The sequence below is a fragment of the Chryseobacterium sp. FG46 genome, assembly GCF_057809135.1.
Window position 1 is genome coordinate 1 of record NZ_JBMDJJ010000017.1, and the last position, 26329, is coordinate 26329.

Annotated in this window: 24 protein-coding genes; 16 read left to right on the plus strand and 8 right to left on the minus strand. The window is 36.6% G+C overall.

Annotation, left to right across the window (positions count from 1 at the left end):
• Positions 1-153: 153 nt before the first annotated feature.
• Positions 154-1032 (minus strand): AraC family transcriptional regulator, encoded by an 879-nt coding sequence (locus ACODR7_RS13620; protein WP_488839806.1) that lies wholly within the window; start codon positions 1030-1032, stop codon positions 154-156.
• Positions 1033-1231: 199 nt separating this feature from the next.
• Here ACODR7_RS13620 and ACODR7_RS13625 point away from each other — a divergent pair, with 199 nt between their 5' ends.
• From ACODR7_RS13625 to fabF, 5 genes are all read left to right on the plus strand, one after another.
• Complete coding sequence (locus ACODR7_RS13625; RefSeq protein WP_488839808.1) at positions 1232-2098, plus strand: helix-turn-helix domain-containing protein; 867 nt, start codon at positions 1232-1234, stop codon at positions 2096-2098.
• Between the two features lie 87 nt (positions 2099-2185).
• Entirely contained in the window at positions 2186-2605 is a 420-nt protein-coding gene (locus ACODR7_RS13630) for an OsmC family protein (protein WP_488839810.1), read from the plus strand.
• Between the two features lie 180 nt (positions 2606-2785).
• On the plus strand, positions 2786-3391 hold the full coding sequence (locus tag ACODR7_RS13635) for a TetR/AcrR family transcriptional regulator (RefSeq protein WP_488839812.1): 606 nt from the start codon (positions 2786-2788) through the stop codon (positions 3389-3391).
• A 10-nt stretch (positions 3392-3401) separates the two neighbouring features.
• Positions 3402-4670: an acetyl-CoA C-acetyltransferase gene (locus ACODR7_RS13640; protein WP_488839814.1), complete on the plus strand. Its 1269-nt coding sequence runs from the start codon at positions 3402-3404 to the stop codon at positions 4668-4670.
• A gap of 202 nt (positions 4671-4872) precedes the next feature.
• The gene (gene fabF, locus ACODR7_RS13645; RefSeq protein ID WP_276967514.1) at positions 4873-6114 is read left to right on the plus strand and encodes a beta-ketoacyl-ACP synthase II; all 1242 of its coding nucleotides are present in this window, start codon (positions 4873-4875) and stop codon (positions 6112-6114) included.
• A gap of 318 nt (positions 6115-6432) precedes the next feature.
• On the opposite strand, the gene ACODR7_RS13650 is transcribed toward fabF, so the two are convergent.
• Positions 6433-7194: a murein L,D-transpeptidase catalytic domain family protein gene (locus tag ACODR7_RS13650; RefSeq protein ID WP_488839816.1), complete on the minus strand. Its 762-nt coding sequence runs from the start codon at positions 7192-7194 to the stop codon at positions 6433-6435.
• A 127-nt stretch (positions 7195-7321) separates the two neighbouring features.
• Entirely contained in the window at positions 7322-7768 is a 447-nt protein-coding gene (gene msrB / locus ACODR7_RS13655; RefSeq protein WP_488839818.1) for a peptide-methionine (R)-S-oxide reductase MsrB, read from the minus strand.
• Positions 7769-7910: 142 nt separating this feature from the next.
• On the opposite strand from msrB, the gene ACODR7_RS13660 reads away from it, so the two are divergent.
• On the plus strand, positions 7911-9155 hold the full coding sequence (locus ACODR7_RS13660; protein ID WP_488839820.1) for a DUF445 domain-containing protein: 1245 nt from the start codon (positions 7911-7913) through the stop codon (positions 9153-9155).
• Positions 9156-9179: 24 nt separating this feature from the next.
• Positions 9180-10070 (plus strand): hypothetical protein, encoded by an 891-nt coding sequence (locus tag ACODR7_RS13665; RefSeq protein ID WP_488839822.1) that lies wholly within the window; start codon positions 9180-9182, stop codon positions 10068-10070.
• Between the two features lie 30 nt (positions 10071-10100).
• Here ACODR7_RS13665 and ACODR7_RS13670 read toward each other — a convergent pair whose 3' ends face one another.
• Together ACODR7_RS13670 and ACODR7_RS13675 are read right to left on the minus strand one after the other, a co-directional pair.
• Positions 10101-11138, minus strand: a complete 1038-nt coding sequence (locus tag ACODR7_RS13670; protein WP_488839824.1) for a quinone-dependent dihydroorotate dehydrogenase — start codon at positions 11136-11138, stop codon at positions 10101-10103.
• 415 nt (positions 11139-11553) lie between these two features.
• Entirely contained in the window at positions 11554-12261 is a 708-nt protein-coding gene (locus ACODR7_RS13675; RefSeq protein ID WP_488839826.1) for a pseudouridine synthase, read from the minus strand.
• 285 nt (positions 12262-12546) lie between these two features.
• Between ACODR7_RS13675 and ACODR7_RS13680 the strand changes: the two genes are divergently transcribed.
• The 3 genes from ACODR7_RS13680 (at position 12547) to ACODR7_RS13690 (ending at position 16667) form a co-directional block, all read left to right on the plus strand.
• Positions 12547-14088 carry a glycine--tRNA ligase gene (locus tag ACODR7_RS13680; protein WP_488839828.1) on the plus strand — a complete coding sequence of 514 codons (1542 nt, stop codon included), beginning with the start codon at positions 12547-12549 and terminating at the stop codon, positions 14086-14088.
• A 108-nt stretch (positions 14089-14196) separates the two neighbouring features.
• The gene (locus tag ACODR7_RS13685; RefSeq protein ID WP_488839830.1) at positions 14197-15030 is read left to right on the plus strand and encodes a hypothetical protein; all 834 of its coding nucleotides are present in this window, start codon (positions 14197-14199) and stop codon (positions 15028-15030) included.
• A 107-nt stretch (positions 15031-15137) separates the two neighbouring features.
• Positions 15138-16667, plus strand: coding sequence for a hypothetical protein (locus ACODR7_RS13690; protein ID WP_488839832.1), 1530 nt, complete (start codon positions 15138-15140; stop codon positions 16665-16667).
• Positions 16668-16736: 69 nt separating this feature from the next.
• Here the strand turns inward: ACODR7_RS13690 and ACODR7_RS13695 are convergent, their stop codons facing one another.
• Positions 16737-18065 (minus strand): M48 family metalloprotease, encoded by a 1329-nt coding sequence (locus ACODR7_RS13695; RefSeq protein WP_488839834.1) that lies wholly within the window; start codon positions 18063-18065, stop codon positions 16737-16739.
• Positions 18066-18164: 99 nt separating this feature from the next.
• Between ACODR7_RS13695 and ACODR7_RS13700 the strand changes: the two genes are divergently transcribed.
• Positions 18165-19298 (plus strand): serine hydrolase domain-containing protein, encoded by a 1134-nt coding sequence (locus ACODR7_RS13700; protein WP_488839836.1) that lies wholly within the window; start codon positions 18165-18167, stop codon positions 19296-19298.
• Positions 19299-19300: 2 nt separating this feature from the next.
• Positions 19301-19915: a YdeI/OmpD-associated family protein gene (locus ACODR7_RS13705; protein WP_488839837.1), complete on the plus strand. Its 615-nt coding sequence runs from the start codon at positions 19301-19303 to the stop codon at positions 19913-19915.
• 24 nt (positions 19916-19939) lie between these two features.
• Here ACODR7_RS13705 and ACODR7_RS13710 read toward each other — a convergent pair whose 3' ends face one another.
• On the minus strand, positions 19940-21211 hold the full coding sequence (locus tag ACODR7_RS13710; RefSeq protein ID WP_488839839.1) for a Y-family DNA polymerase: 1272 nt from the start codon (positions 21209-21211) through the stop codon (positions 19940-19942).
• A 183-nt stretch (positions 21212-21394) separates the two neighbouring features.
• Positions 21395-22978: a Na+/H+ antiporter gene (locus ACODR7_RS13715; protein WP_488839841.1), complete on the minus strand. Its 1584-nt coding sequence runs from the start codon at positions 22976-22978 to the stop codon at positions 21395-21397.
• A 234-nt stretch (positions 22979-23212) separates the two neighbouring features.
• Between ACODR7_RS13715 and ACODR7_RS13720 the strand changes: the two genes are divergently transcribed.
• The 4 genes from ACODR7_RS13720 (at position 23213) to ACODR7_RS13735 (ending at position 26327) form a co-directional block, all read left to right on the plus strand.
• The gene (locus ACODR7_RS13720) at positions 23213-23713 is read left to right on the plus strand and encodes a M15 family metallopeptidase (RefSeq protein WP_488839843.1); all 501 of its coding nucleotides are present in this window, start codon (positions 23213-23215) and stop codon (positions 23711-23713) included.
• Positions 23714-23902: 189 nt separating this feature from the next.
• Complete coding sequence (locus tag ACODR7_RS13725) at positions 23903-24940, plus strand: patatin-like phospholipase family protein (protein WP_488839845.1); 1038 nt, start codon at positions 23903-23905, stop codon at positions 24938-24940.
• Positions 24941-25098: 158 nt separating this feature from the next.
• On the plus strand, positions 25099-25347 hold the full coding sequence (locus ACODR7_RS13730; protein ID WP_488839847.1) for a hypothetical protein: 249 nt from the start codon (positions 25099-25101) through the stop codon (positions 25345-25347).
• A 221-nt stretch (positions 25348-25568) separates the two neighbouring features.
• On the plus strand, positions 25569-26327 hold the full coding sequence (locus ACODR7_RS13735) for a leucine-rich repeat domain-containing protein (RefSeq protein ID WP_488839849.1): 759 nt from the start codon (positions 25569-25571) through the stop codon (positions 26325-26327).
• Positions 26328-26329: the final 2 nt, after the last annotated feature.

Sequence of the window (26329 nt, forward strand, 5' to 3'; positions counted from 1 at the left end):
ATTGAATATCTAAAAACAAAAAGTCGGAAGAAAAATCTTCCGACCATGACTGGATTTATTCCGTTATTTTAACAAAAAAAAGTAGATTTCTGGACGGAATTATAAAACGCCAGATAGGATAAAAAAAAGAAAAATGTAAATTTTTAATACGTATTATTCAATCTTTTTAACTCCTTTGAATTGTTCTTTAAATTCGGTTGGAGTTGTTTTTTTGATGGACTTAAATACCTTATTGAAATTCGCAATATTATTAAACCCGGCTTCGAAAGCAATTTCAAAGACCGTAAGATTTTTTTCCATCAACCAGCGTGCAGCATAACTGATTCTTATCTCATTAAGATAATTAACAAATGTTTTCCCTGTTCTTTTTTTAATAAACCTGTTAAATGTCACATTGCTCATGTTCACCAATGAGGCTACATTATCCAGCGTTATTTTATTCTCAAAATTTTTATGAACAAAATCATGAACAACCTTCATTTTATCATTGTCTGCAAAAGACTCAAGTTCAATACTATACGAAGATAAAAGTGTTTTGTTTTCTGCCACAGCCAATTCGTTCAGAATCTTCATAATTTCTATGAAAGATTCAAAACTGTTCATTTTTGACAAATTGAGAAACGAATCTTTTAGTTTCTCAGCAGTTTCTGAAGAAAAAAGAATCCCTCTGATGGAGTCTTTCATCAGATTATTGATGGGTTTCAAAATATTTTTCTCCATTAATGACTGCTGAAAGAAATCCTGGTTGAATTGTATGGTGATTTCGTGGGTCTTTCTGTTCTTACATTTATAATTCGCCCAGCAGTGCGGTAAATTAGGTCCTACCAACACCAACTCTATATTTCCGATCTCTCCGGTATGATCTCCTATCATCCTTTTATATCCCTTCCCTTTATAAATAAAATTGATTTCAATTTCCGGATGGTAGTGGTACGGAAAGTCGAATGACGCTTTAATCCTGTCAAATACGAGAAAACTATCCTCAGGAGATAGTGGAGTTATTTCTCTCAGAATATTTTCTAATTCGCTCATACAGGCAGTTATGAAAAAAGGTTAATATTATTAGGTCACAATACAAATCTTTGTAAAAATGATAAAATAATATCAATGTAAAAACATATTTCCGATTTATTTATTCCAAATTTTTATGTCAGACATCAGAAATTAGCGTTTCAATAATTTAATAGAGCTTACATCATTCATTTTTGTATCTTTAAACTAAAGTTAAAGGATGCCGCAACAGCTTATTTTTGAAGATAATTATAAAAGACTCGGACTGGAAGTATTTTCAAAGGAAAATCTGGAAAACTTTAATGGAAATCATTTCAAAACTGATATCAAAATATTTTTTATACTGTCGGGATATGAGCTTACGGTAGATTTTAATCATTATAAAACAAAGAAACCTTCTCTGTTTTTTCTGACCAACCAACATCTAAGCATACAAAAAGGAAAAGAGGAATCGATCCTTCTTTTCTATAACAGAGATTTCTACTGCATCCAGATCCATGATAAAGAAGTAGCTTGTGACGGGCTTCTCTTTCATAATGTATTTGAAATTCCTTTTGTAGAGCTTGACGACTCAGAAACAACTCTTATAAAATCTCTGTTTCAGAATATTCAGGATGAACTTGAAGGGAAAGATTCTTCTGCAGAGGAAATGATAAGAACCTATGTAAAACAGATCATCATCAGGGCTACCCGCAAGTGGAAGAAACAAAATCTGGATAATGATACGCTCAGAATACCAGGTAGTGAGCTTGATATTTTCCGGGATTTCAGCAGGCATCTGGAAATTCATTTCAGAGAAAAACATAATGTCGCTGATTATGCAGAGCTTCTTCACATCGCTCCGAAAACATTAACTCATAAATTTAAAAATTTAAATCTGGAATCTCCCAATCAGTTTATCATCAACAGAATCTTATTAGAAGCAAAAAGATTATTGTTTTATACAGACAAACCTGTAAAAGAAATTGCCTATAATCTGGGCTATGAAGATCCGGCTTATTTCAACCGTCTTTTCACCAATAAAACAGGAAGCACTCCCGCAAATTTCAAAAAAAATTACATTACGGGAAAAAAGTACAATATTTAGTTCTTTTTATCTATTGAAAACACCTTGTCACAGACATACCTTTGTAACATCAAAATCAAACAATACTAAATACAAAAAAACAACATTATGAGACGTAACGCAACAGCCGTTTGGAACGGTACTATCAAAGAAGGAAAAGGACATTTAACGACTCAGAGTACAACTTTAAACCAGACTCAATATTCTTTCAACAGCCGTTTTGCAGATGGTGTAGGGACAAACCCAGAAGAATTGCTGGCAGCTGCCCACGCAGGATGTTTCACAATGAAACTGGATGCCGAATTATCTCAGGCGGGTTACAATCCTGAAGAATTAAAAACAACTTCTGTCATTACTCTTGATCCCAATATCGGAAAGATTACAAAGTCTGAACTGACTCTTACGGCTAAAGTTCCGGGAATCTCAGAAGAAGAATTCCATAAATTGGCTAAAATCGCAGAAGAAGGATGCCCTGTGAGTGCAGCATTCAACTTTGAAATTACATTGAATGCTACTTTAGAAAATTAATCTAAGTATTTTTCAGCATCAACAGGAACGGGTTATAATTCTTAGCATAGACGAAGAAAGCCCGTTTTCTTTTTTTAAAACAATTCTATTGAACCAATACTTCTGCGGGAGTATATTTTTGAAATAAAATATACCATTTGGTATATTTTAGTATATTTGCATCAACATTAAACATTTATAATGTCGAAGGCAGAAAAAACAAAACAGCACATCATCGAGAAAACCGCAACCCTTTTTAATACCAAGGGTTATATTTCCACATCGCTGTCTGATATTACACAGGCAACAGGATTGACAAAAGGCAGCATCTATGGAAATTTTGAAAACAAAGATGAAGTAGCTATTGAGGTTTATAAATACAATGCCGGATTATTAGGCAAAACCCTCAGCCGTTCCTTTGGCGATGAATACATTACTTCGTTGGATAAGCTTCACGCATTTGTAGAGTTTTACAGAAAAAACTGGAAGTTTGTTTTTACAAACGGCGGATGCCCTTTGATGAACGCTGCAACAGAAGCTGATGACTCTTTTCCGGCTTTAAAAACTCAGGTTAAAAGATCTTTTGAACAATGGTTAACAAAAATATCAGATGTTATCGATGAGGGACAACGTAAAGGGGAAATTGATAAAAAAGCCAATGCTGAGCAATATGCTTCCCTATTCATCATGCTTATTGAAGGCGGGATTTTGCTTTCAAAAACGATGGGTGATCAGAGTTTCCTAAACAATGCTTTAGACAAAGTCGCCAGCATAATTGATCACGAACTTACTATTCTTCCATCATAAATTATACAATATGGAAACAAAAAAAGTGGCTATTGTAGGATACAACAGAATTCCTTTTGCCAGAATGAATACCGCTTATTCAGAACAGAACAATCAGGATCTGCTGCTTGCTTCTTTAAACGGATTAATAGATCGTTATCATTTAAAAGGAAAACGACTCGGAGAAGTTGCGGGAGGCGCAGTCATTAAGCACATCTCTGAAAGCAACCTCATCAGAGAAACGGTAATGAATACAACTCTTGATCCCGCAACACCTGCTTGTGACCTTCAGCAGGCATGTGATACAGGAATTGAAGCTGCTATTTATATCGGAAATAAAATTGCTTTGGGTCAGATAGATTGTGGCATTGCCTGCGGAGTGGAAGCGATGAGTAACATTCCATTCGAGTCTTCAACAAGATTAAGAAAAGCTTTGTTAAAAGCTAACAAAGAAAAATCAGCGTTGGGAAAAATAAAACTACTGCTAAGCCCGAAACTGAAAGACTGGATGCCCATTCCTTATAAAGGACAGGAACCTAAAACTGGTCTTGTGATGGGTGAACACACAGAAATTACCGCCAAATATTACAAGATTTCCAGAGAACAACAGGATGAACTGGCATTAAAAAGCCATCAGAATATGGCAAAAGCTTATGATGAAGGCTTTTTTGACGACATGATTACTCCAGCTTTTGGTCTGGACCAAGATAATAATCTGAGACGTGACAGCAGTATTGAAAAGCTTTCACAGCTGAAACCTGCTTTTGATAAGCAAAACGGAAGCTTAACGGCAGGAAATTCAACTCCTTTTACAGATGGTGCTTCAGCTGTTTTGCTGGCCAGTGAAGAATGGGCACAAGCCAATAATCTTCCTATCTTAGCTTATATTAGTTTTTCAGAACTGGCAGCCATAGAATATGTTGAAAATAAACAGGATCTGCTTCTTGCCCCTGTTTTTGCAGCTGAGAGGATGCTTAAAAGAGCTGGGATGAATTTATCTGATTTTGATTACTATGAAATTCACGAAGCATTTGCTGCACAGGTTTTGGCTACCATAAAGATCTGGGAAAATGATGAGCTTGCCAAGAAATTCGGATTGGAAAAAGCCGTGGGAAAAATAGACCGGAACAAACTGAATGTAAAAGGAGGTAGTCTTGCGGCAGCCCATCCATTTGCGGCAACCGGAGGGAGAATTATTGCAACACTGGCTAAGTTACTTCATGAAAAAGGCAGCGGAAAAGGATTTATATCCATTTGTGCAGCCCGTGGACAGGGAGTAACCATGATTTTGGAAAAGTAATAGCAGCCTTATTCCATATTCAAAAAGAGAAGATTCTTTTGTTATGCAGTAAATAATATGATTGATTATTCGTTTGCAGAGAAAGAAAATTGATAATATTGCAGTGGAAAATGAGCTGATAAAAGAAGTAATTAAAATGAAACATGAGATAAAAATTGTTTATCTCATGAAAATCTAATCTATTAAAAAAGAGTAACTATATATGAAAAGAGTTGTCATCACAGGATTAGGTGCTGTGACACCTTTGGGAAATAATGTTGAAGAATTTTGGCAAAACAGTATTAAAGGAGTCAGCGGAGCAGGACTCATTACCCATTTCGACACGGAAAAATTTAAAGTACATTTTGCCTGTGAGGTAAAAGGCTTTGATCCAAAAGTATATCTGAACCATAACGAAATCAAGAGAAGTGATCTGTTTACACAATATGCCATGTATGCTTCTGCGGAAGCGATTCAGGATTCCGGGCTGGAACTTGAAAAAATGGATCCTTTCGATACAGGAGTCATCTGGGGAACAGGACAGGGCGGAATGTGGACCTTTGAAAAAGAAGTGATGGATTTCGCTGCAGGTGATGGTACACCTCGTTTCAATCCGTTCTTTGTGCCAAAGTTTATCGCGAATATGGCTTCAGGAATGATTTCCATGAAATATGGTCTTCAGGGAATTAATTATACTACTGTTTCTGCCTGTGCTACAGGAAATACGGCATTGATGGATGCTTTCAATTATATCCGTTTAGGAAAAGCAAAAGTAATTATCAGCGGTGGTTCTGAGGCAGCCATCACTCCGGCTTCCATCGGAGGATTCTCTATTATGAAAGCCATGTCTACAAGAAATGATGATTTTGCAACAGCCAGCCGTCCTTATGACGTAAACAGAGATGGGTTTGTAATGGGCGAAGGTGCGGGAGCTCTGGTTCTTGAGGAATATGAGCATGCTGTTGCCAGAGGAGCAAAAATTTATGCTGAATTAGCAGGAGCCGCAATGACAGCGGATGCTTATCACATGACAGCACCTCATCCTGATGGTGTGGGAGCCATTAAAGCAATGCAGCTGGCAGTGAAAGAAGCAGGAGCGAATATGGAAGATATTGATTATATTAATCCACATGCTACTTCTACACCGATTGGAGATACGATTGAATTAACAGCAATCAACAAAGCCTTTAAAGGAAGTAAAAATCTTGATATCAGTGCAACAAAATCCATGACCGGACACTTATTGGGTGCTGCCGGAGCGGTAGAAGCTATTCTTTCTATCAAAGCGATTCAGAATGGAATTATCCCTCCAACCATTAATCTTCACTGTATTGATGAGAATATTCCTCAGGATATCAATATCGTTTTCGGAGAAGCGAAAGAAAAGAATATCAATTTTGCATTGAGTAATGCCTTTGGATTCGGAGGGCATAATGCAACTGTAGTATTTAAGAAGTTCAACTAATCAGATTAAATAATTGAAAATCCCTGTATGAAGCCATGCAGGGATTTTTTATCTACTTTACAGATAAACAATACCTTTTTACAACTAATAATTTTCTGATTAAAAAAAAAATGAAAAATTAATTATAATACGACTTCTTTTGTCGCTACCCGTCAATACTTTTGTTTTAGTAAAATTACTTGCAAGAATTTACAAATAAAATTATTTAAACAGAAAATATGATGTATAATTTAAACTTAACAACCACAGAAAATTTTTTATCCAATTGTCCAAATTTGGCTATACATAAAAAAAGCAGCCCAACCTGACTGCTTTATCTTATACTTGCCCTTTCAACCATTCTGAAGAGGAAAGATAATTCTGATCAGGATAATAAATGAACAGAAGATTTCTACCTTTTATGGTATTGATAATTGGCTGCGTCAGCTCTCTTGGTACTGCGGGGCATCCCCAGCTTCTTCCGATCCTTTTGTGCATAGCAGCAAATTCATCGCTTACATAATTGGCTCCGTGCATTACAATTGCTCTTCTGTAAGCTGCATCATTGAATCCCTTGTCCATGCCCAACAGTTTTAAAGAATATCCGTTGTCTCCCTGATAGGTTGCATCTGTGATATAAAATCCCAGGCTGCTCTGTAACGAACTTTCCCTGTTAGAAAAATTCGTCGCAAATTCTTCGCCTGTATTTTTACCATGGGCAACCAATGAGTTGAACAGAACTTTTTTGTCTGCAAGGTCAATAACCCAAAGTCTTTTGGTGTTGGAAGACATAGAAAAATCGCAGATCGTTAATAAATGCGAATCCTGGGTAAGCAATCCTGCTTTTTTTAAATTTTCATAGCCAGTCAATGCTTTTGAGAACACTTCATAATTAAGTTCATGTTCCGGATCAAAGGCAATAGATTGGTACAATGCTTCTGATGAAGATATTGCTGTTGTGCTCTTCTCAGATTTCGTTTCAGCTACTTTTTCAGTTTTCGTTGTTGTTACATTCTCACTTTTCGCCGCTACTTTTGGGGAAATGTAGAATGAAGTCGTCACCATGTAAACAAGGCCTAATACGCTATAAAATCCTTTCATTCAATACTATATAAATCCAAATTAGTGGAGCAAAAGTATAAAAACATCATTACGCAAAGGGTAAAAACGAAAAAAGTTTAACGCTATTTAAGAAACTTTAACGTCCTGATTTTGTGAATTAAAGCATTTATTTTTGAGAATCCGGAACAAATTCCAGGCTTACAGAATTCATGCAATATCTCAATCCTGTAGGCTTTGGACCATCATCAAAGACATGTCCCAAATGGGAATCACATCTTTTGCAGAGTACTTCTACTCTATCCATTCCATACGACTGATCTCTTACATAATACACGCCTTCTTTATCCGCTTCAAAAAAACTTGGCCATCCACAGCTGCTGGAAAATTTTGATGTAGAACGGAACAGGTGATTTCCACATACGGCACAATAATACTCTCCTACCTCATCAAATTCATTGTATTTTCCCGTAAAAGCTCTTTCTGTAGCTGCTTCTCTGGCAATGGCGTAGAGATCCGGAGCAAGGATCTTTTTCCATTCTTCATTGGAAACAGTGAGTTTTGCAGTATCTGTTCTGGAATAGTATGGATTATTTTTTGCTTCTGTATTTTTCATAGAAGGGGTTTTAATGGGTTGGTAGTTCTGCGTACAAGCCTGCAGAATAATTAACAGGGTTATTGAAATTAAAAATTTCATCATCAATTTTAATTCTATAACCACGAATGGTTTCATAACCAAATTTAGTAAATTTGAGAATATGAATGACGAAGCAAAAAGAAAACAACTCAGAAAATACAAAGCATTTGCTACAGGATTATTTGTCCTGATGGCTGTTATTTTTATTGTTACCACTATTTTACAAAAGTCTAATCAATCTCATTGGATCGGCTATGTGCGCGCATTTGCTGAAGCTGCAATGGTAGGTGCACTTGCGGACTGGTTTGCCGTTACGGCATTATTCCGTCATCCTCTGGGGCTTCCTATTCCCCACACTAATCTGATTGAAAACAGCAAGCAGAGACTGGGAGATAACCTTGGGAATTTTGTGGTGGGCAATTTCCTTTCACCTCAGAATATACGTCCTTATATTCAAAAGCTTAAAGTTTCTAATTTTGCCGGGGAATGGCTGGCTAAGGAAAAAAGCCAGGAGATTTTAATTAAAAACCTTTCGGATATTGTTCTTGATATCCTTAATAAACTGGATGATTCTACAGTAAGCCAGTTTATCAGCAAAAAAGTTTCTGAAATGACAGATGATATCAAGCTCAATAAAGTGGTTGGAAACGGAATCGGATATATTCTGGAAAAAAATGACCATCAGAGAATCATCACCAATCTTTCCAAACAGATCAAAGAATATATTATTGAAAACGATGAAATGATCCAGGAACGGGTAAAAAAGGGCAGCTATTCCTTCATTCCGTCTTTTGTAGACAATAAAATTGCGGATAAAATTGCCGACGGTCTTTCTGATTTTTTCAAGGAAATAGAAGAAAATCCTCAACATGAAGTAAGAGGATTAATTACCCGGAAAATTCATGAATTCTCAGTTGACCTGAAAGAAGATCCGAAATGGGATGAGGAGTTTAAAACCATCAAAAACGGTCTTCTGAAAAATGACAAGCTGGATGAATATTCCAATGATATCTGGGTCTCCATTAAAAAAACATTGATGAAAGAACTTCAGGAGGAAAACTCGGCTTTGAAAAACTATCTTACTAAAAATCTGAATGAGTTTGCCCAGAATTTAAAAACCGATGAAAACCTTCAGAACAAAATTGACCATTGGGTTCGGGTGACGGCTTATAAATACATTCTGAAAAATACTCATCAATTCGGGAACCTCATTAGTACTACCGTTGGAAACTGGCAGGGAAAAGAACTCAGTGAAAAACTGGAACTGGAAGTAGGAAAAGACCTCCAGTTTATCCGGGTCAACGGAACACTGGTCGGCGGGCTGGTTGGACTCATTATCTACACCATCGCTCACTTCTTCATTTAAAAACTAAATCCACGATAACTCAACATGAAAAAAGTCTTCACTGCATTCTTTTTTTGTTTCCTCACATTGGTTCTCTGTCAAAAAGTTGAATTAAAAAAAGTAACGGATTCTTCCCAGACGTTTAAGGGAGAAATCGGAGGAATACCTATTACCATGGAACTCAACTATACAGGCATTGTAGATTGTGATCAGTATCAGCATTATGTGGACGGATGGTACTACTATGACAAATACAAAAAGAAAATCCCTCTTACCGGAATATATGATTATTATGGAAATATTTCTCTTTATAATTTTGGAACCCGGCAGAAGCAAAATTCCAGGCTTTTAAAGAAACAGATCACATCCCTTCAGAAAGTAGAAAAGACGGATGAAATAGCACAGAAATTACTGCCTAAGGAATCTATAATATTTGATTCATCAACTCTTAAAAACAATCCAATTCCCGGCCATTTTTATCTTGACAAAAAGGTTCAGACTGCAAAATTGTTTACAGGCAACATGATGATCTACCGTCTCAACAATTATCTGTACTTACCGAATAATAAAAAGATCAACACGTTTGATTTCATTAATAAAGCAGGTGGAAATGAATTGATCTCCTATGCTTCAGGAAAAAACGGAAACAGGATTTTACTTTATTTTGAACAGACTTCAAATTTTAATGCCTGCGGGCAATGCGGGGCAAGTGAAGGAGAAAAAGGTTACAGAGTTCTCTATTTCACAAAAGACTGGAACTATAAAAACTATGAAGAATTCCTTACTGAAAGCTGCCGGGAAAATATGTATGACGCTACCAAAACGAAATCCAAAGATCAACAAACCATTACCTATAAAATAGGCAAATCCGAAAGCACTCTGGCCCATACACTTACTGTAGATATTAAAAATGCATCTGTAGTAAAGATAAAATAAAAAAGAGAGTCATATCAACTCTCTTTTATGTTATCTTGGTAATCTTCCTGCTCTTTTCAGAAGCTCCTGATTGATGTTGTTGATCAGTTCAGGACCTTCATAAATAAATCCCGTGTACAGCTGAACCAATGTAGCACCTGCATCCAGCTTCTCCATCGCATCTTTAGCAGAGTGGATTCCTCCTACTCCAATAATTGGAAATGCCCGGTTGCTTTTATCAGCAAGATATTTGATCATCTTTGTACTTCTCTCACGGATAGGTTTCCCGCTTAATCCACCATTTCCGATCTGTTCTAAAACTTCGGGAGAGGTTTTCAGGCCTTCTCTGTTCACTGATGTATTGGAAACTACAATACCATCAATCTTTGTTTCTGCAATCAGTTCAATGATTTCATCCAATTGATTATTATTCAGATCCGGTGCAATTTTAAGCAGTATAGGTTTCTGTACAGATTTTGACTGGTTTATTTTTTTCACTTCCGTAATCAGCTCTCTCAGATAGTCTACGTCTTCAAGCTTGGCATGGCTTCCAACATTGGGGCAGCTTACATTCAGTACAAAGTAATCTACATGAGAATGAAGCCCTTCGAAACAGTCCAGATAATCCTGGGTATAATTTTCCGGGCTTGTATCTGTATTTTTTCCGATGTTTCCACCGATAATTATTTTTCCTTTGTTGGATTTCAGCTTTTCAATAGCTGCTTGAAGACCGTCATTGTTGAATCCCATTCTGTTGATGATTCCACCATCTTCAATAAGACGAAACAATCTTTTCTTAGGATTTCCGGCCTGAGCTCTTGGAGTTACCGTTCCTATTTCTACAAATCCGAAACCTAAGTCTCCTAATTCGTTAAACAACACTGCATTTTTATCAAAACCGGCAGCCAGTCCTACAGGATTTTTAAATTTTAATCCGAAAACTTCTCTTTCCAGACGCTTGTCTTCAATAGGTTTTGGTAAAAACAGTTTGGTAAGAAATCCAAAATTCTTAAGCATTGAGAATGTAAAGTGATGAACATCTTCAGGATCGAATTTGAAAAGAATCGGACGAATGAGCGATTTGTACATTGAAAAAAAGTTTTACAAAATTACTCATTTTAAAATTAATGCTAGATTGATGTATAATATTTTATCGAAATGGCTCATCTATAGTATCTATAAGCTGGAAAACAATGATATATGCAACAAATCAGTGGTTTTTTTTAACGCTGCGACCGCAAAGAAAGATGATTATCCTGAAAACATTTTGGTTCGCAAGGGCGTTTCACTAAGCAAAGTACACGCTATCAGCCTTTGCTGAACGAAGTGCCCTTGCGATCAGAAATAAAAAGCAGACATAATTAAACTTTGCGAACATTGCGTTAAAAACAACAGATACAGAGAAATCTACGTTATCTGTTAAATGAAATGGGATACTTTTTTAATATAATTATAAACACCATCCTTGTCAAGGTTTAAAACCTTGACAAGGATATTTAAAATCTTAAGGGTTTAATGAAGAGTACGCACTCAGGTCAAAATTCAGAATATCCCCTACTCTTTTGAACTCTTCATCTATAGTAGCATTTACTGTAATTCTTTCATTAGAAATGGGATGATTAAAAATCAGCTGGTGTGCGTGAAGCGTCATTTTGCTGATCTCAAATGTTTGAAGCCACAATTTATTTTGTTTATTGCAGCCATGTTTGCGACAGCCTAATATCGGATGCAGAATATGTTTAAAATGTTTTCTCAGCTGATGAAATCTTCCCGTTTCAGGAATAGCTTCTACCAAAGAATATCTCGAAGTCTGGTGTTTTAAAAAAGGCAAATCTATTTCTGAAGTCTGCAAACGGCGATAGTTTGTAACGGCATTTTGCTTAACTTCATTTTCATTAACCAAGTCATAATCAATCGTTTCTTCTTCTTTTGTCCAACCCCGAAGAATGGCCAGGTATTTCTTCTCTACATCGCGTGATGCAAACTGCTCGCTCATGATTCTAAGAGTATCTTTATCCAGAGTAAAAAGCAGAACCCCCGAAGTTTTCCGGTCTAACCGATGTACGGGATACACTTTTTGCCCGATCTGTTTCTTCAACTCCTGAATAGCATAGGTATCAGCTTCTCCAGCATAAAAAGATTTATGAACCAGTAATCCGCTGGGTTTGTTGATGGCAATAAGATGCTCGTCACGATAAAGAATTTCTAACATCCGGCAAAAGTAAAGATTTTTCGATTGATATTATATGCTGCCATCTTTGTAAACCTAACAGGGTTAGACATCCCTTTATCAATAGCCCCGATCTGAGAGAAAATCCCGCAGCGAGGCGGCGGCGCGAAGCAGAGCCGCCGAGCGAGGAATTGCAACGGAGAGCGGGTTCCCGGCTCCTGAAAAATTAAATTGTCAATATTTGTCTGTTTATTAACTGCTTTTTTTATTGAATCTCATGATTTTGGATCCAAATTGCTATTTTTGCATTTCAGACGTAAAAAAATTATGGCAAAGCAAGAAGATGTTTTCAAGAAAGTGATTTCTCACGCTAAAGAATATGGTTTTATTTTCCCATCGAGTGAGATCTATGATGGTTTATCCGCTGTTTATGATTATGGACAGAACGGTGCCGAACTAAAAAATAATATCAAACAATATTGGTGGAAAGCTATGGTACAGCTTAACGAAAATATTGTCGGCATTGATTCGGCGATCCTTATGCATCCAACAACATGGAAGGCATCGGGCCACGTAGACGCTTTCAACGATCCATTGATTGATAATAAAGATTCTAAGAAACGTTTCAGAGCAGACGTTTTGGTGGAAGATTATTGTGCTAAAATTGAAGATAAAGAGAATAAAGAAATCGAAAAAGCAGCGAAAAGATTCGGGGATGCTTTCGATAAAGATCAGTTTGTTGCTACCAATCCAAAAATTATTGAATACAGAGCAAAAAGAGAGGCTATTCTTTCAAGACTGGCAAAATCTCTGGAAAATGAAGACCTTGCTGATGTAAAAGCTTTGATTGAGGAGCTTGAAATTGCAGATCCTGATACAGGTTCTAAAAACTGGACAGAGGTAAGACAGTTCAACCTGATGTTCGGAACAAAACTGGGAGCTTCTGCTGACAGTGCAATGGATCTTTATCTGAGACCGGAAACGGCTCAGGGTATCTTTGTGAACTTCCTGAATGTACAGAAAACTTCACGTCACAAACTTCCTTTCGGTATTGCACAGATTGGTAAGGCTTTCAGAAATGAGATTGTGGCAAGACAGTTTATTTTCAGAATGCGTGAATTCGAACAGATGGAAATGCAGTTTTTCGTTGCTCCGGGTACAGAACTTGAATTCTACGAGCAATGGAAGCAAAAACGTCTGAACTGGCACAGAGCTTTAGGTTTGGGTAATGAGAATTACAGATTCCACGATCACGAAAAGCTTGCTCACTACGCAAATGCTGCAGCTGATATTGAGTTTAACTTCCCATTCGGATTTAAAGAGCTGGAAGGAATTCACTCAAGAACAGATTTCGACTTAAAAGCGCATGAAGAATTCTCAGGAAGAAAACTTCAGTTCTTTGATCCTGAGAGAAACGAAAACTATGTTCCTTACGTAGTGGAAACTTCAGTAGGTTTAGACCGATTATTCCTTTCTATATTCTCACATTGTTTAAGAGACGAAGTATTGGAAGACGGTTCAGAAAGAACAGTTTTATCGTTACCTCCGGCATTGGCACCAATTAAAGCCGCTATTCTTCCATTGATGAAGAAAGATGGTTTAGCAGAATATGCAGAAAAGATCTTCAATGATCTGAAATATGATTTCAACCTGTTCTACGAAGAGAAAGATGCTATCGGAAAACGTTACAGAAGACAGGATGCGATTGGTACTCCATACTGTATCACTGTGGATCACGATTCTCTTACAGATCACACTGTAACCATCAGAGACAGAGATACGATGCAGCAGGAAAGAGTTCCTGTTTCAGAGTTGAGAAGAATCATTGATGAGAAGACAAACTTCAGAAATTTACTTTCTCAATTATAGTTTAAAAGCCCTGTTTTTCAGGGCTTCTTTATTTTTCATACATTCCGGATCAACCTACCACAAAAATGATTATTTTTAGCGGATTAAAAAACTAAACTAATAATAACCATGAAAAAGCTAATACTTTCATCACTGGCTGTGGCAGTGCTCTCAAGTTGTGTGTCTAATGATAATCCGGCCGACCACAGAGACAACAGCAATAACTCCCCTAACAATAACACAGGTACTTCTCCACTCTTGAAAAAAGCAACTGACGTCAATCCTGGCGGTCAGCCTTATGTGGTGGAATTTAAGTATAATGGAGACAAGCTTATAGAAACCTACAACGCATCAGATGATGATAGAGTAATTTATACTTACAGCGGAGATTATATTGCTAAGACAGAAGAGTTCATTGGCGGCTCTCTGGTTCTTATGAGAGAATTCACCTATTCCAATGGAAGACTTTCAACGGAAAAAATAACTGATAAAGAACAGGGAACGCTGATCTATACCAAAATTTATCAGTATCTCAGTGATACCCATGTTCAGTTTGATGAGTATAAAAGCGGAACTTATAATCCTTCAACAGGAACGTATTCCAATCTTGTATTTGCACAGGTGGATGTTAATTTAACCAATGCAGGAAATGTGGCTTCAGCAAAATATACGTATAACGGAGTTACCTATAATATTACCAATACTTATGACACCTTCAACAATCCTATGAAGAATATAAAAGGTTTTGTTAAGATCAATTTATTTGATGTGAGTGACGGGCAAATAGGGTATAATAATCTATTGAATCAAACAGAGAGTTATTCCGGTTCATCCAATGGAACCAACAAAATTACCGCAGTTTACACGCTTAACGGAGACAACTATCCTACCAAAGCTATTACTAAATATGATATCTCAGGCTATGGAACAAGTACTCATAACTGGCTTTACGAGTACTATTAATAATTATTTTGCATTTTAGGTGGTAAGCTTTGGAAATATTTCCAGAGCTTTTTTATTTTTCACAACATATGAGTTAATTTATTACTTTTATCCCTCAAATTTTAACCATGAAAAAAATAACGCTGATGATGTTTGGATTAATCCAGACATTTGCATTTTCCCAGACTCAGGACCTTACAACACTCGCTGCAGGTGATCATGTGGGGATGAATGCTCTATTCGATGATAAAGACAATCTGTACGGTTACGTTTCTCTATATTCTTACGGTAAATCCGGTGATAAGACCAAAAAGTTTGAGTATGTGATCCTGGATAAAAACCTCAACCCTGTTGCCAATAAAGAGTTTGAGGGAGATATTACGGCTGCTTCTTATTTGGGATATGTTGATTTTAAAGGTCAGATTATCTTAAAGCCTTCCATGATGGATTATTCTCTTGTGAAAAGCAAAGAATTATTTACTCCGGTTTCTATGGTAATCGATCCGAAAACCAACGCTATTACCCGAAAAATATATTATGATTACCTGGAAAACGGTACTTTCAAAGAGATCAACGAACCGAAGAGCTGGAAAGAACAACGTAAGGAAAACCGTGATGAGAAAAAAGAGAAAGGCTACAACTACGTTTCCGCAGTAGGAGAACTGAAAGAAGGCGGTTATTTTGCTGTTGAATACAAAGACTATGGGAAGTACGAAAATAACAACAGTCTAATGAGGTTTGATGAAAACAAAAAGGAAATCTGGAGGTATAGATACAATACTGACGGAAGTAAAAAACTGTACACTACTTTATCCGTTCTGGAAAGAGACGAAAACTATATGTACTGCATTCTGAAGAAAGTGAATGACAAGCAAAAAACATTCAGCCTCATGGTTCTTGACATGAAAACCGGAAAAGAAACCTCCAACAAACCGATTACCGGATTATCTGATGATACAATAGACAATATTGAATCCTTCTACTCCAACTACAGAAAGCTTGATAATGATAAAACTTTTGATGATAAAGTAGTTCTGTTGGGAAGGAATTATGATGATTCCGAATCTGTAGGATTTGCAAGAATGATCCTCAACAAATCTGATTTTTCAGTAGATATGAAAGCGATCAATTATGAGCCCAATATCTCTGCTTTTCTTCCAAAAGTTAACAAATATGGAATGGTAGAAAGCGGTTACATGCTTCAGACCAAAGATATGTACTTTATGAATGATGGAAGTGTAGGCATTTTATCCGAAAAATACAAACCGGCTGGTCAGTACAACGCTCCGAAGACCACTGATCTTGTATACATTTACACTGATAAAGATTTCAAAGTGAAAAATGTTCAGGTTTTTGAAAAAGAAAAATCAAAATGGGTGAACAGTGATTATTTGTTCTCCCAGTACCTCAACGGAGGAAAAGACGTTGTATTTTTCTACCGCGACTATCAAAAAGATGAAGTAACCAAACAGAAAAAATGGAATCTGTTTATCAACACCATTATTGATGGAAAATTCAAACAGGAGATTATTCCAATTTCTGAAAAAGACAATTATGCAGTAACGCCATACGTCGGAAAAGAAGGCTACATCCTGCTTCGGGAGTATAATGAAAAAGAAAAATTCAACAAGATCCGTTTGGAGAAATTAAATTACTAGTATAAAAGAAAAGAAGCCGTCTCCTATGTTTGCAAAGTCAAATGTAGGATACAGCCTCTTTATTAGAAATCAGTTTACTTTCGCTATGGTTTCATTAGTCTGATAAAAGTCTGCTATATTCTTTATTTCATCAAGACTTAAGTTCCACATAAAGTTCAGAAACTGCTGATAACTTTCACTTTGATTTTTGGGTTCTATTCTATCCAGATACCGGTTCAGATTATAGTTTTTTCTCGCATCATATATTTTTGAGAAACATCTTCCCAACCAGCTTTTATAATACTTTTCTTCCTCATCATCCTGTAAAAACTGCATGGCAGTATAAATTCCCAGGCCATAATCTTCTGAATGAAAATAATTGGGTAAAATCTCCATCCTCGCCGTTTTCTTTAATGTTAAAAATAGATCTGAAGGCTTTTCCGGACTAACAGATGTTTTAAGTTCGATAAAAGTTTTTTTTAGCATTTCAATCCTTCTGGATACCTCAGGATGTGATGCCAGAGAATCTTTGTTCAGCTTTTCTTTGTAGAAATTATAATTGTACAGGGAGAAATCTTCCTTTTTCATCCATTTTTCATTGAACGCCTGTTTGGGAAGGTTAAAAAGTTTTTTATAGGTTTCAACCTTTAATTCTCTCGGAGAAATGGTATCAAAATCCTGCAATCTCTGAAGAGCATTGACAAATTCTGCTTTCCTGAAATCACTGTTTCTAAAAAGGACATACCCCAAAGAATCTGCCTGCATTTCACTTTGTCTTTTTTCTACTCCTTTCCTGTAGACTCTGTTTTTAAAAATATCGAAAGCTTTTTGGTTCCGGCTCTGGCTTCTGCTTGGTGTAGTGGATTTTATATTCTCAACCACCGCTTTATCCTGTTTATCCTGTTCAATAATTTTTAGAAATGTTTTCAGGGAATGCTCCTCTATTTTATGTCCCAGCTCATGGGAAATCACTGCAGCAATCTGTTCCTCGTTATTCAGCCAGCTGTAAAGCCCCATGTTGATTACAAAGGTTCCGTCAGCAAGGCAATAGGCATTGGGAGTGTTGTCTTTGGCAATCAGAATTTTCAGATCCTGAGGAATTGTTGGGTTATTCTTCTTAAGACGTTGAATCATAGACTGTATACTGGTTTCAAATTCAGATTTAAAGATAAAATCCTTATTCTTCACCTGCTTTTCAAAGTCAGTTCCGAATTCTTTATAAATTTTGGATAATTCTGAGCCTGTTTTCCCGGAATATTGAGACTTTAATCTCTTTACAGTCGCTTCATTATTTCCTTCAAAACTCTTTAAAAATGCTTTTCTCTGTATATAATCTGCAGTATCTATCGGTTTATAAATCTGGGCCATTCCCATGATTGAAAATAAGAAGTATCCCAATACAAAAAGTTTTCTGGTCATAATTTTCATCAATAAGAACAAAAATAACTTATTTGCTGGTTCATTTTAAATTTTATAGCCAAATTATTATAAATTTGTTGAAGACCCATTCATGAAAAAATGAGAATACTAAAGTATATGGTAGGTGGAGCTGCAGCAGGTGCAGCGGCGGCTTATTTTTTTGGATATGATTATTTATTTAGTGGTATTTCCAAAACCTACCTTAAAGGAAAGTTGAGCGCACACATTGATGACGGAGATCTTTTTCCCAGCAATCCTATTGTAACAGAAGAGCCCAGACTCTGGGAAGAGGATTCTGAGTATAACAAAAAAAGCTTACCTAAACATTTAGTTGAAAACTTAAAACACTCCAGAACAGCAGCTCTGGTGGTGATAAGAAATGGGAAAATTCTTCATGAACAATACTGGGATGGCTACAACCAGCTATCGCCAACCAATTCTTTTTCTATGGCAAAAGCAGTGACTGTGATGCTTTTGGGAAAAGCGCTGGAAGAAGGAATTATTCCGACTATCGATGAAAAACTTTCAGACTTTTATCCGGAATTTAAAAATAAACCTTTCGGAAATCAGGTTACTCTTAAAAATTTAGCTCAGATGGAAGCCGGATTAGACTGGAATGAAGACTACAACAATCCTTTTCTTCCCAATGCTAAAGCCTATTACGGAAAAAGCCTTGTAAAAGCTGTTTTTTCAAGAAAATTCAAGGAAGAACCAGGAGCCAGATTTGAATACCAAAGCGGCTCTACCCAACTTCTTGGTTTTGCTCTTCGAAAAGCATTGGATAAGCCATTGGCAAGTTATTTATCAGAAAAATTCTGGAGTCCTCTGGGAATGGAACAAAATGCCAAATGGAGTACAGATGATTATGGTATAGAAAAAGCCTATTGCTGCATTCATTCCAATGCAAGAGATTTTGCCAAACTCGGACAGCTGTTTCTGGATGACGGAAAAGTCGGATCTCATAAGATCCTTAATGCAGATTTCATTGAACAGATGAGAACTCCAACAGAAAAGTCTGAAAACATTTATGGAATGGGACTTTGGATCAATCATGACAACCCTATCAAACATTATTATTTTCTGGGATTGCAGGGACAGTTTATCATTATGGTTCCTGAACACAATATGGTTATTGTAAAAACCGGAAGTTATTCCAACAACCCTAAAAATGACAGAGGAAGACCTGATCAGGTAAAATTCCTTGTGAATGAAATTGTACAATTATTCCAATAAATATGATGGAGAAGTATAGTTCTAAAATTGATGCATATATTGAAAAATCACAGGATTTTGCAAAACCTATCCTGCATTACATCCGTGCAGCCGTTCATGAATTCTGTCCTGATGCCGAAGAAACGATGAAGTGGAGTTTTCCGCACTTTATCTATAAAGGGAAAAATCTTTGTGCCATGGCTTCTTTCAAACAGCATTGTACTTTTGGATTCTGGCTTGAAAGGGAAATGAAAACCATGCAGGAAATTACTCAGGATATTGAGAAAAATTCAATGTTCAGTTTAGGAAAAATTGCACAAATCGGGGATCTTCCCTCCAAACCTCAGCTGAAAAAAGCGATTAAGGAAGCCATGGAGCTTACGGATATGGGTGTTACCATGAAAAAAGCAGCTCCTTCCAAAAAAGAAATGGAGGTTCCTGATTATTTTCAGGATGCCTTACATACCCATCAGATAGCTCTTGACGTATTTTTGAAGGCTTCCCCATCTTTCCGAAAGGAATATATTACATGGATTGCAGATGCTAAAACAGAAGCTACGCGAAATAAAAGAATGGATCAGGCTTTAGAATGGATCGCTGAGGGTAAAGGAAGAAACTGGAAATATGAAAGAAAATAGATATAAACTGCAGACGAGATATTCTTAATGAAATCTGAAGTTCGCTTCCGGTAATGTGTTTTTTTTCAGAAAGGCCTCATATTCCGGGGACAGTTTTGCGCGCCCAAAGGTATTTTCCCCGCTCATGCTTCCCAATCTCACTTTATCCTTTCCAAATTTCCTGTTCATTGCGTCCATTGCTTTCATTACAGGAAGATGTTGGTTTTGAATATCTTCTTCGAAAAGGCTGATCTGTCTCTGGTCTTCAGGAACAAAATCATTCACCATTACTCCTGCTCTCTTGTAATGAAACCCTTCTCTATAAATGGCCTCAAACAGTTCATTGACCACCCTTCCGATCAGGATAGATGAATTGGTTGGATTTGAAAGAATCCGGGTCATTGCATTTTTATATTCAGGTAAATCTTTTCTGAATCGGTTGGTCTGTACAAAAACAGTAATCATTTTACAGCAGGTATTCTGCTTTCTGAGTCTTTCCGAGCAGTACATTCCAAACGTTTCTACTCTTTCCCGTACTTCTTCTTTCCTGGTAAGCATCTGCATAAAACTTCGGGTAACCGCTATGGATTTTTTAGGAGAAGGCGCGTCCAGTTCCAGCTGACGAATTCCTCTCAGTTCATTAATCATTCTTATCCCATGAATTCCCATTATCTTTCGGACCCACATTTCAGGTTTCTGAAGAAGGTCCCATGCTTTATAAACACCATTATCGTTCATTTTGGCAGCAAGCCTTCTTCCAATTCCCCAGACATCTCCTATATTAAGCCATTTCAAAGCTTTTTCAATTTTCTCAGGAGTATCCAGAATATACACTCCTTTAAATTTATCCGGAAATTCTTTTACAATTCTGTTTGCCACTTTACACAATGTTTTGGTAGGAGCAATTCCTATACTTACCGGAATATTTTCTTTCTCATCAATCTCATTTCTGATCTTAAGACAATATTCATAAATATCAATGTACTTGAATCCCGTCAAATCAAGAAAAAGCTCATCAATACTGTAAACCTCATGATCAAGAACATACGATTTAGCGATATTAATAACCTGCTGGCTTTTGTAATTATACAGTTCAAATTTTGCTGAAAAGCTTTTTACATCATATTTCTGAAAAAGCTCTTTATACTTGAATGCAGGAGCAGCCATAGGAATTCCCAGATCTTTTGCTTCTTTACTTCTGGACACAACACATCCATCGTTGTTGGAAAGTACCACAACGGGTTTGCCTTCAAGATCAGGATCTAAAGTCCTTTCACAGGAAACAAAAAAATTGTTACAATCTACCAGAGCATACATGACAATTGTATAGTAAAATTCTACACAAAATTATAGTTTTTAAAGAATAAAACAATCTTTTAAACCATAATTAACATCACATTTAACAATCTGAAAAACAAATGAATAAAATTTTTAAACACGACATGTTTTGTCGCATTAACGCTTTAATTTTGTTTTCAAAAACATTGATTGTGATACGGATTAAATCATCCTCAGGCGTTCTTCCTCAAGATCCAGCTGGTAAAGCTGATGGCGGATAATTTCTTCATTCACGGAAATATCTTTATTCAATTCTGAAAGAAACTGTCTCTGACTTTCCAGCATTTCAAAAAAGATATCTTTGGTTTTTTCATTCATCCAGTCTGTATTATGAGTCTGTATTTTTTCCTCCCATTGTTTGAGCATTCTTTCTAATCCTGCATGGCTGTTCAGTTCATTTTCATGCTTATTTTTAAGAAAATGATAAACATGCTGTTTCAGTTGATGTTTTATTTCTTCCCTCGCCTTTTTATCTTTCTCTTCATCTGTAAAATCATCAAATACATGTCCGTATTTTATAAAGTAGGGCAAAGTAAGTCCTTGTACGAGTAAGGTAAGCAGAATCACAACGAAAGTAATAAAGAGGATAAGATTTCTGTTGGGAAAAGGAAGCCCGTTGTCAAGGGTAATCGGAATTGCCAGTGCAGCAGCCAATGAGACAACACCTCTCATTCCCGTCCATCCCAGCATCAGAGGCATCAAGAGCCGCCTTCTGGTGGAGGAAGCACGAGGAGCTACACTCGGTCGGAAAATCAATGTAGCCAGCATGGCGGCATAAGAACTTATAATTCTGGCGGCAATCAGAATACCGGTCACCAACACTCCATATTGGATAGCAATTCTTAAAGGAATTCCTTCAGACCGCAGTCCTCCGACAATTTCAGGAAGTTCGAGTCCTATTATTAAGAATACAATACCATTCAGAATAAATACAAAGCTTTGCCATACGCTATAGCCCATGATACGGCTGGTACTGTTTAAAAATATCAATCTTTTACCTGACATATACAGCCCTCCGCAAACTACAGCCAACACCCCGGAAGAATGAAACTGTTCTGCAATCCAATACATCAGATAAGGTTCAATAAGTGTGAGTGCAATATCTGAAGAAGCTTCTGTAGGAAGTCGTTTGTGAGCCTGTACAAAAATCCATGCCAGTAGTAACCCGATTCCTGCTCCTCCTATTACCATCCATAAAAAATCCAGGGAAGCTTCCTGCCATATAAACTGTCCTGTTCCTACAGCAATTAAAGCAAAACGGAATATAATGAGTGAAGATGCATCATTCAGTAAACTTTCACCTTCCAGAATAGCAGATGTAGTGGATGGTATCTTTACAAATTTCATGATCGCTCCTGTACTCACGGCATCCGGTGGAGATACGATACCACCCAGCAAAAACCCGAGAGCAAGTGTAAATCCGGGAATAAAATAATTAGCTGTCACTGCTACTGCCAGTGCCGTAAAAAAGACTACCAAAAAAGCAAAGCTTCCGATAATACGCCACCATCGTTTCATTTCTTTAAAGGAAATTGACCATGCGGCTTCAAATAAAAGAGGAGGTAAAAAGATAAAAAAAATAAGATCGGGATTAATCTTTACAACCGGAAGACCTGGCACAAAACTAACCAGCAGTCCGAATACAACGAGCAAAATAGGGTAAGCAATTTTTAACTTTGCAGCCCACATATTGAGCAGCACAATAGCCACAATCATGGCTAATAAAAAAGGTAGGATAGTATGCATTAATATTGTGTTTTATCCATCATATTTACTACTTCTATTTGATTTTTTAAAATTTAAAAGCAAATTTTCTCATTTTTTTGTGCATAGACTAATTTAAGCATTTCTGAATATGTCTCCCTTTTATGTTTTTATCCTCTGGTTGAATGTTATATAATTTTAATCAAAATTCAAATAAAACACGTCAAGTTTCGTCGCAGCCGCGCTATACTTTTGTCCTGTAACAAAATAAGAAATATGGACAAAGTAACCTTAGAACGAATTCAGAACCTTCACCCGTTGGTAAGAGATGAAGTGAAGCAAATTATACAGGAATGTGATGAAGCACTTACCGGAAGAGCCAAAGTACGGATCACTCAGGGATTAAGATCTTTTGAAGAGCAGGAAAAGCTGTATGCAATCGGAAGAATTACTTCAGGAAAAAAAGTAACCAATGCAAAGGCAGGACAAAGTATTCACAATTATGGCCTGGCAGTAGACATCTGTCTTATGATTGACGGGAAAACAGCAAGTTGGGATACGGCAAAAGACTGGGATAATGACAACGTTGCAGACTGGTACGAATGTGTAAAAATCTTTGCCCGTCACGGCTGGGATTGGGGCGGAAACTGGAAAACATTTAAAGATCTTCCTCACTTTGAAAAAAAGACCATCCCCTCTAAAAAAGGACCTGTAAAAACCAGCTGGAGAACGCTTTTGAAGATGCCAAAAGACCATCAGAATTACGTTGTTTTTTAGTGTTATTTATTGAAATTAAATATAATACGACACGTTCTGTCGCTTCCCCAGCCTACCTTTGCTTTATAAGAAAACAACGAAAAAAGCAATGAAATCTCAATATGGAATCTCAACATTTTTTGATTATTCAACGGATTCTGTAGATTTAAGATTGCATGTGTCCTTTTAAAAAACCATTAAAAATATCACATGAAAAAGACAACCATTCTTTCTTTGGACGGAGGTGGAATAAGGGGAATCGTAACCTGCATTATTCTGCGTTACATAGAAGAGCAGCTTCAGTATTATGATAAGCCGGCTGCCAAACTCGGAGATTATTTTGATCTGGTGGCCGGCAGCAGTACCGGAGGTCTGATTGCTTCTATTATTCTCTCTCCTGATGAAACCCGAAAAGCAAAATATTCTATTCAAAAAGGGTTGGAATTATATGCTGAAAAGGGGGGCGACATTTTCCAGGTTTCCTTTTGGGAAAAACTGGTCAATCCATTCGGATTATTGAATGAAAAAATTTCCCAGGAAGCTCTTGAAAAAAACTTAAATGACTTTTTTGGAAATTTAGAATTAAAAGAATTCATTAAACCATGTTTAATAACGAGTTATGATATTGAGAACAGAAGAGCAAAGCTTTTCAACTCATGGAAAGCCAACCTCAGCACAGACAATTTCTTTGTAAGAGATATCTGCAGAGCGACTTCAGCGGCTCCCACTTATTTTAGTCCTGTTCAGATTAAATCCATGTACGGACAAATTTTCAGCCTGATTGACGGTGGGATGTTTGCTAATAACCCAGCACTCTGCGCCTATGCTGAAGCAAGAAAGATCCCTTTTGCAGAAGTTTTAAAAAACCATCAGAAAGCCAACCATCCAAGTGTAAACGATATGATTATGGTTTCTATCGGAACAGGAATTGAAGCAAGACCTTACTCTTTTAAAAGACTGGAAAAAGCAGGAAAAATTGGCTGGGTAAGCCCAATCGTTGACATTTTGATGTCTGCCAATGCAGAAACAGTAGATTATCAGCTGGAACAGATGTTTCAGACACTGGGACTTAGAAATCAAAAAAATTATTACCGTTTGAATCCTTCATTGAAAAATGCTTCTCCCGCCATGGATAATGTAAGAAGATCCAATATTGAGAATCTGATACAAGCCGGATTAAGCTATATCGACGATAACAGAGAAACTTTGAACCAGATTGTTCAGAAACTCATCAAAAACAAAATATAAGCTTTTTACCTTATAAACCCTTCATATAAGCTATTAAGATTATAGTGAAAAATTTTAAAATCTTTTTTAAACACGTCAAGTTTTGTCGTTTCGCACGATTACCTTTGAAATATCAAAAAATACACAGACAACAATCCTTAAAAACTTTTATAAAGCATTTGAATTCAACATTTCCCTATGCTGAACAGCCTGAAATATGTTCAAAAAATTATAACCAACACCTTATCACACAAAACATGGAAACACCAGATCACAATACAGATATACTCACCGATGAAGATCTCTATACGATAGAATGGAGCGATATCGAAAATGCTGAGATGGATTATGAAAACTATCTCAATGACATTGAAAACTTCTTCAGAGAAGATTTTGAAAAAGGAATACCTGAAGAAGATGTTTTTTAAATAAATTTAAAAAAACACGACAAGTTCTGACGCTGTCCGTCATTATCTTAGATATCTCTATAACACACGCACAGCCATCTCATTAAACAATCTCAAACACCTTTGAATTCACCATTCACAAAATGCTGGACAGCCAGAACTATGTCTGAAAATATAACAAACTATAACCTCTACAAAAAAATATACAACAATTAATTAATCAACAAATCACACGACGTTTTATGAAAACAAAACAAGAATTAAAACTCTATTTTGAAAATGGAGATATCCCAAAGCAGGAAGACTTTTGGGAATGGCAGGACGCTTACTGGCATAAAGACGAGAAAATTGACATGCGGAAGATTTCAGGTCTGGAGAATGGTACATTCAACATACTCTATGCTGAAATGGATGCTGATAAAAATGCTTCACTCGCCTTCTTTTCAAAAAGAAAAATTGTGATAAAAGAAGGAACACTCACCATTCCCAAAAATTTCACCGCAGGTCTGCAGGTAACTGATATAGAAATCCCTGACTCCGTAACAAGCATTCAGGAAAGCGCATTTAGTGGCAGCAGCTTAACAACCTTTAAAATTCCTCCAAAGGTAACCGAAATCCCCAATTGGGCGTTTTACAATAACAAATTGACATCTTTATTTATTCCGGACAGCGTTGTTCATATTGGAATACAAGCATTTACCGCCAATCTACTGACAGAACTTCGCCTTCCTAAAGGAATAACAATTATCTCACAAGCAGCCTTCTCTGTTAATAAACTAACATCTGTTGATATTCCCAATGGAGTAACAGAAATTCGATCAGATGCTTTTGTCAGTAATCAACTCACCTCAGTGATTATTCCCGACAGTGTACTCAAAATTGAAAACAATGCTTTCAGAGATAACCAGCTTACAAAAGTAACATTAGGCCCTGAAACGACTTATTTACCTTATTCTTTTGATAGTACAGTTGAAATCGTGGGAGGAAAAATGATCAATTAAAT

Bases quoted from the DNA above. Each gene is read 5' to 3' on its own strand.
- ACODR7_RS13620 (WP_488839806.1), bottom strand. From the start codon at position 1,032: ATGAGCGAATTAGAAAATATTCTGAGAGAAATAACTCCACTATCTCCT.
- ACODR7_RS13625 (WP_488839808.1), top strand. From the start codon at position 1,232: ATGCCGCAACAGCTTATTTTTGAAGATAATTATAAAAGACTCGGACTG.
- ACODR7_RS13630 (WP_488839810.1), top strand. From the start codon at position 2,186: ATGAGACGTAACGCAACAGCCGTTTGGAACGGTACTATCAAAGAAGGA.
- ACODR7_RS13635 (WP_488839812.1), top strand. From the start codon at position 2,786: ATGTCGAAGGCAGAAAAAACAAAACAGCACATCATCGAGAAAACCGCA.
- ACODR7_RS13640 (WP_488839814.1), top strand. From the start codon at position 3,402: ATGGAAACAAAAAAAGTGGCTATTGTAGGATACAACAGAATTCCTTTT.
- fabF (WP_276967514.1), top strand. From the start codon at position 4,873: ATGAAAAGAGTTGTCATCACAGGATTAGGTGCTGTGACACCTTTGGGA.
- ACODR7_RS13650 (WP_488839816.1), bottom strand. From the start codon at position 7,194: ATGAAAGGATTTTATAGCGTATTAGGCCTTGTTTACATGGTGACGACT.
- msrB (WP_488839818.1), bottom strand. From the start codon at position 7,768: ATGAAAAATACAGAAGCAAAAAATAATCCATACTATTCCAGAACAGAT.
- ACODR7_RS13660 (WP_488839820.1), top strand. From the start codon at position 7,911: ATGAATGACGAAGCAAAAAGAAAACAACTCAGAAAATACAAAGCATTT.
- ACODR7_RS13665 (WP_488839822.1), top strand. From the start codon at position 9,180: ATGAAAAAAGTCTTCACTGCATTCTTTTTTTGTTTCCTCACATTGGTT.
- ACODR7_RS13670 (WP_488839824.1), bottom strand. From the start codon at position 11,138: ATGTACAAATCGCTCATTCGTCCGATTCTTTTCAAATTCGATCCTGAA.
- ACODR7_RS13675 (WP_488839826.1), bottom strand. From the start codon at position 12,261: ATGTTAGAAATTCTTTATCGTGACGAGCATCTTATTGCCATCAACAAA.
- ACODR7_RS13680 (WP_488839828.1), top strand. From the start codon at position 12,547: ATGGCAAAGCAAGAAGATGTTTTCAAGAAAGTGATTTCTCACGCTAAA.
- ACODR7_RS13685 (WP_488839830.1), top strand. From the start codon at position 14,197: ATGAAAAAGCTAATACTTTCATCACTGGCTGTGGCAGTGCTCTCAAGT.
- ACODR7_RS13690 (WP_488839832.1), top strand. From the start codon at position 15,138: ATGAAAAAAATAACGCTGATGATGTTTGGATTAATCCAGACATTTGCA.
- ACODR7_RS13695 (WP_488839834.1), bottom strand. From the start codon at position 18,065: ATGACCAGAAAACTTTTTGTATTGGGATACTTCTTATTTTCAATCATG.
- ACODR7_RS13700 (WP_488839836.1), top strand. From the start codon at position 18,165: ATGAGAATACTAAAGTATATGGTAGGTGGAGCTGCAGCAGGTGCAGCG.
- ACODR7_RS13705 (WP_488839837.1), top strand. From the start codon at position 19,301: ATGATGGAGAAGTATAGTTCTAAAATTGATGCATATATTGAAAAATCA.
- ACODR7_RS13710 (WP_488839839.1), bottom strand. From the start codon at position 21,211: ATGTATGCTCTGGTAGATTGTAACAATTTTTTTGTTTCCTGTGAAAGG.
- ACODR7_RS13715 (WP_488839841.1), bottom strand. From the start codon at position 22,978: ATGCATACTATCCTACCTTTTTTATTAGCCATGATTGTGGCTATTGTG.
- ACODR7_RS13720 (WP_488839843.1), top strand. From the start codon at position 23,213: ATGGACAAAGTAACCTTAGAACGAATTCAGAACCTTCACCCGTTGGTA.
- ACODR7_RS13725 (WP_488839845.1), top strand. From the start codon at position 23,903: ATGAAAAAGACAACCATTCTTTCTTTGGACGGAGGTGGAATAAGGGGA.
- ACODR7_RS13735 (WP_488839849.1), top strand. From the start codon at position 25,569: ATGAAAACAAAACAAGAATTAAAACTCTATTTTGAAAATGGAGATATC.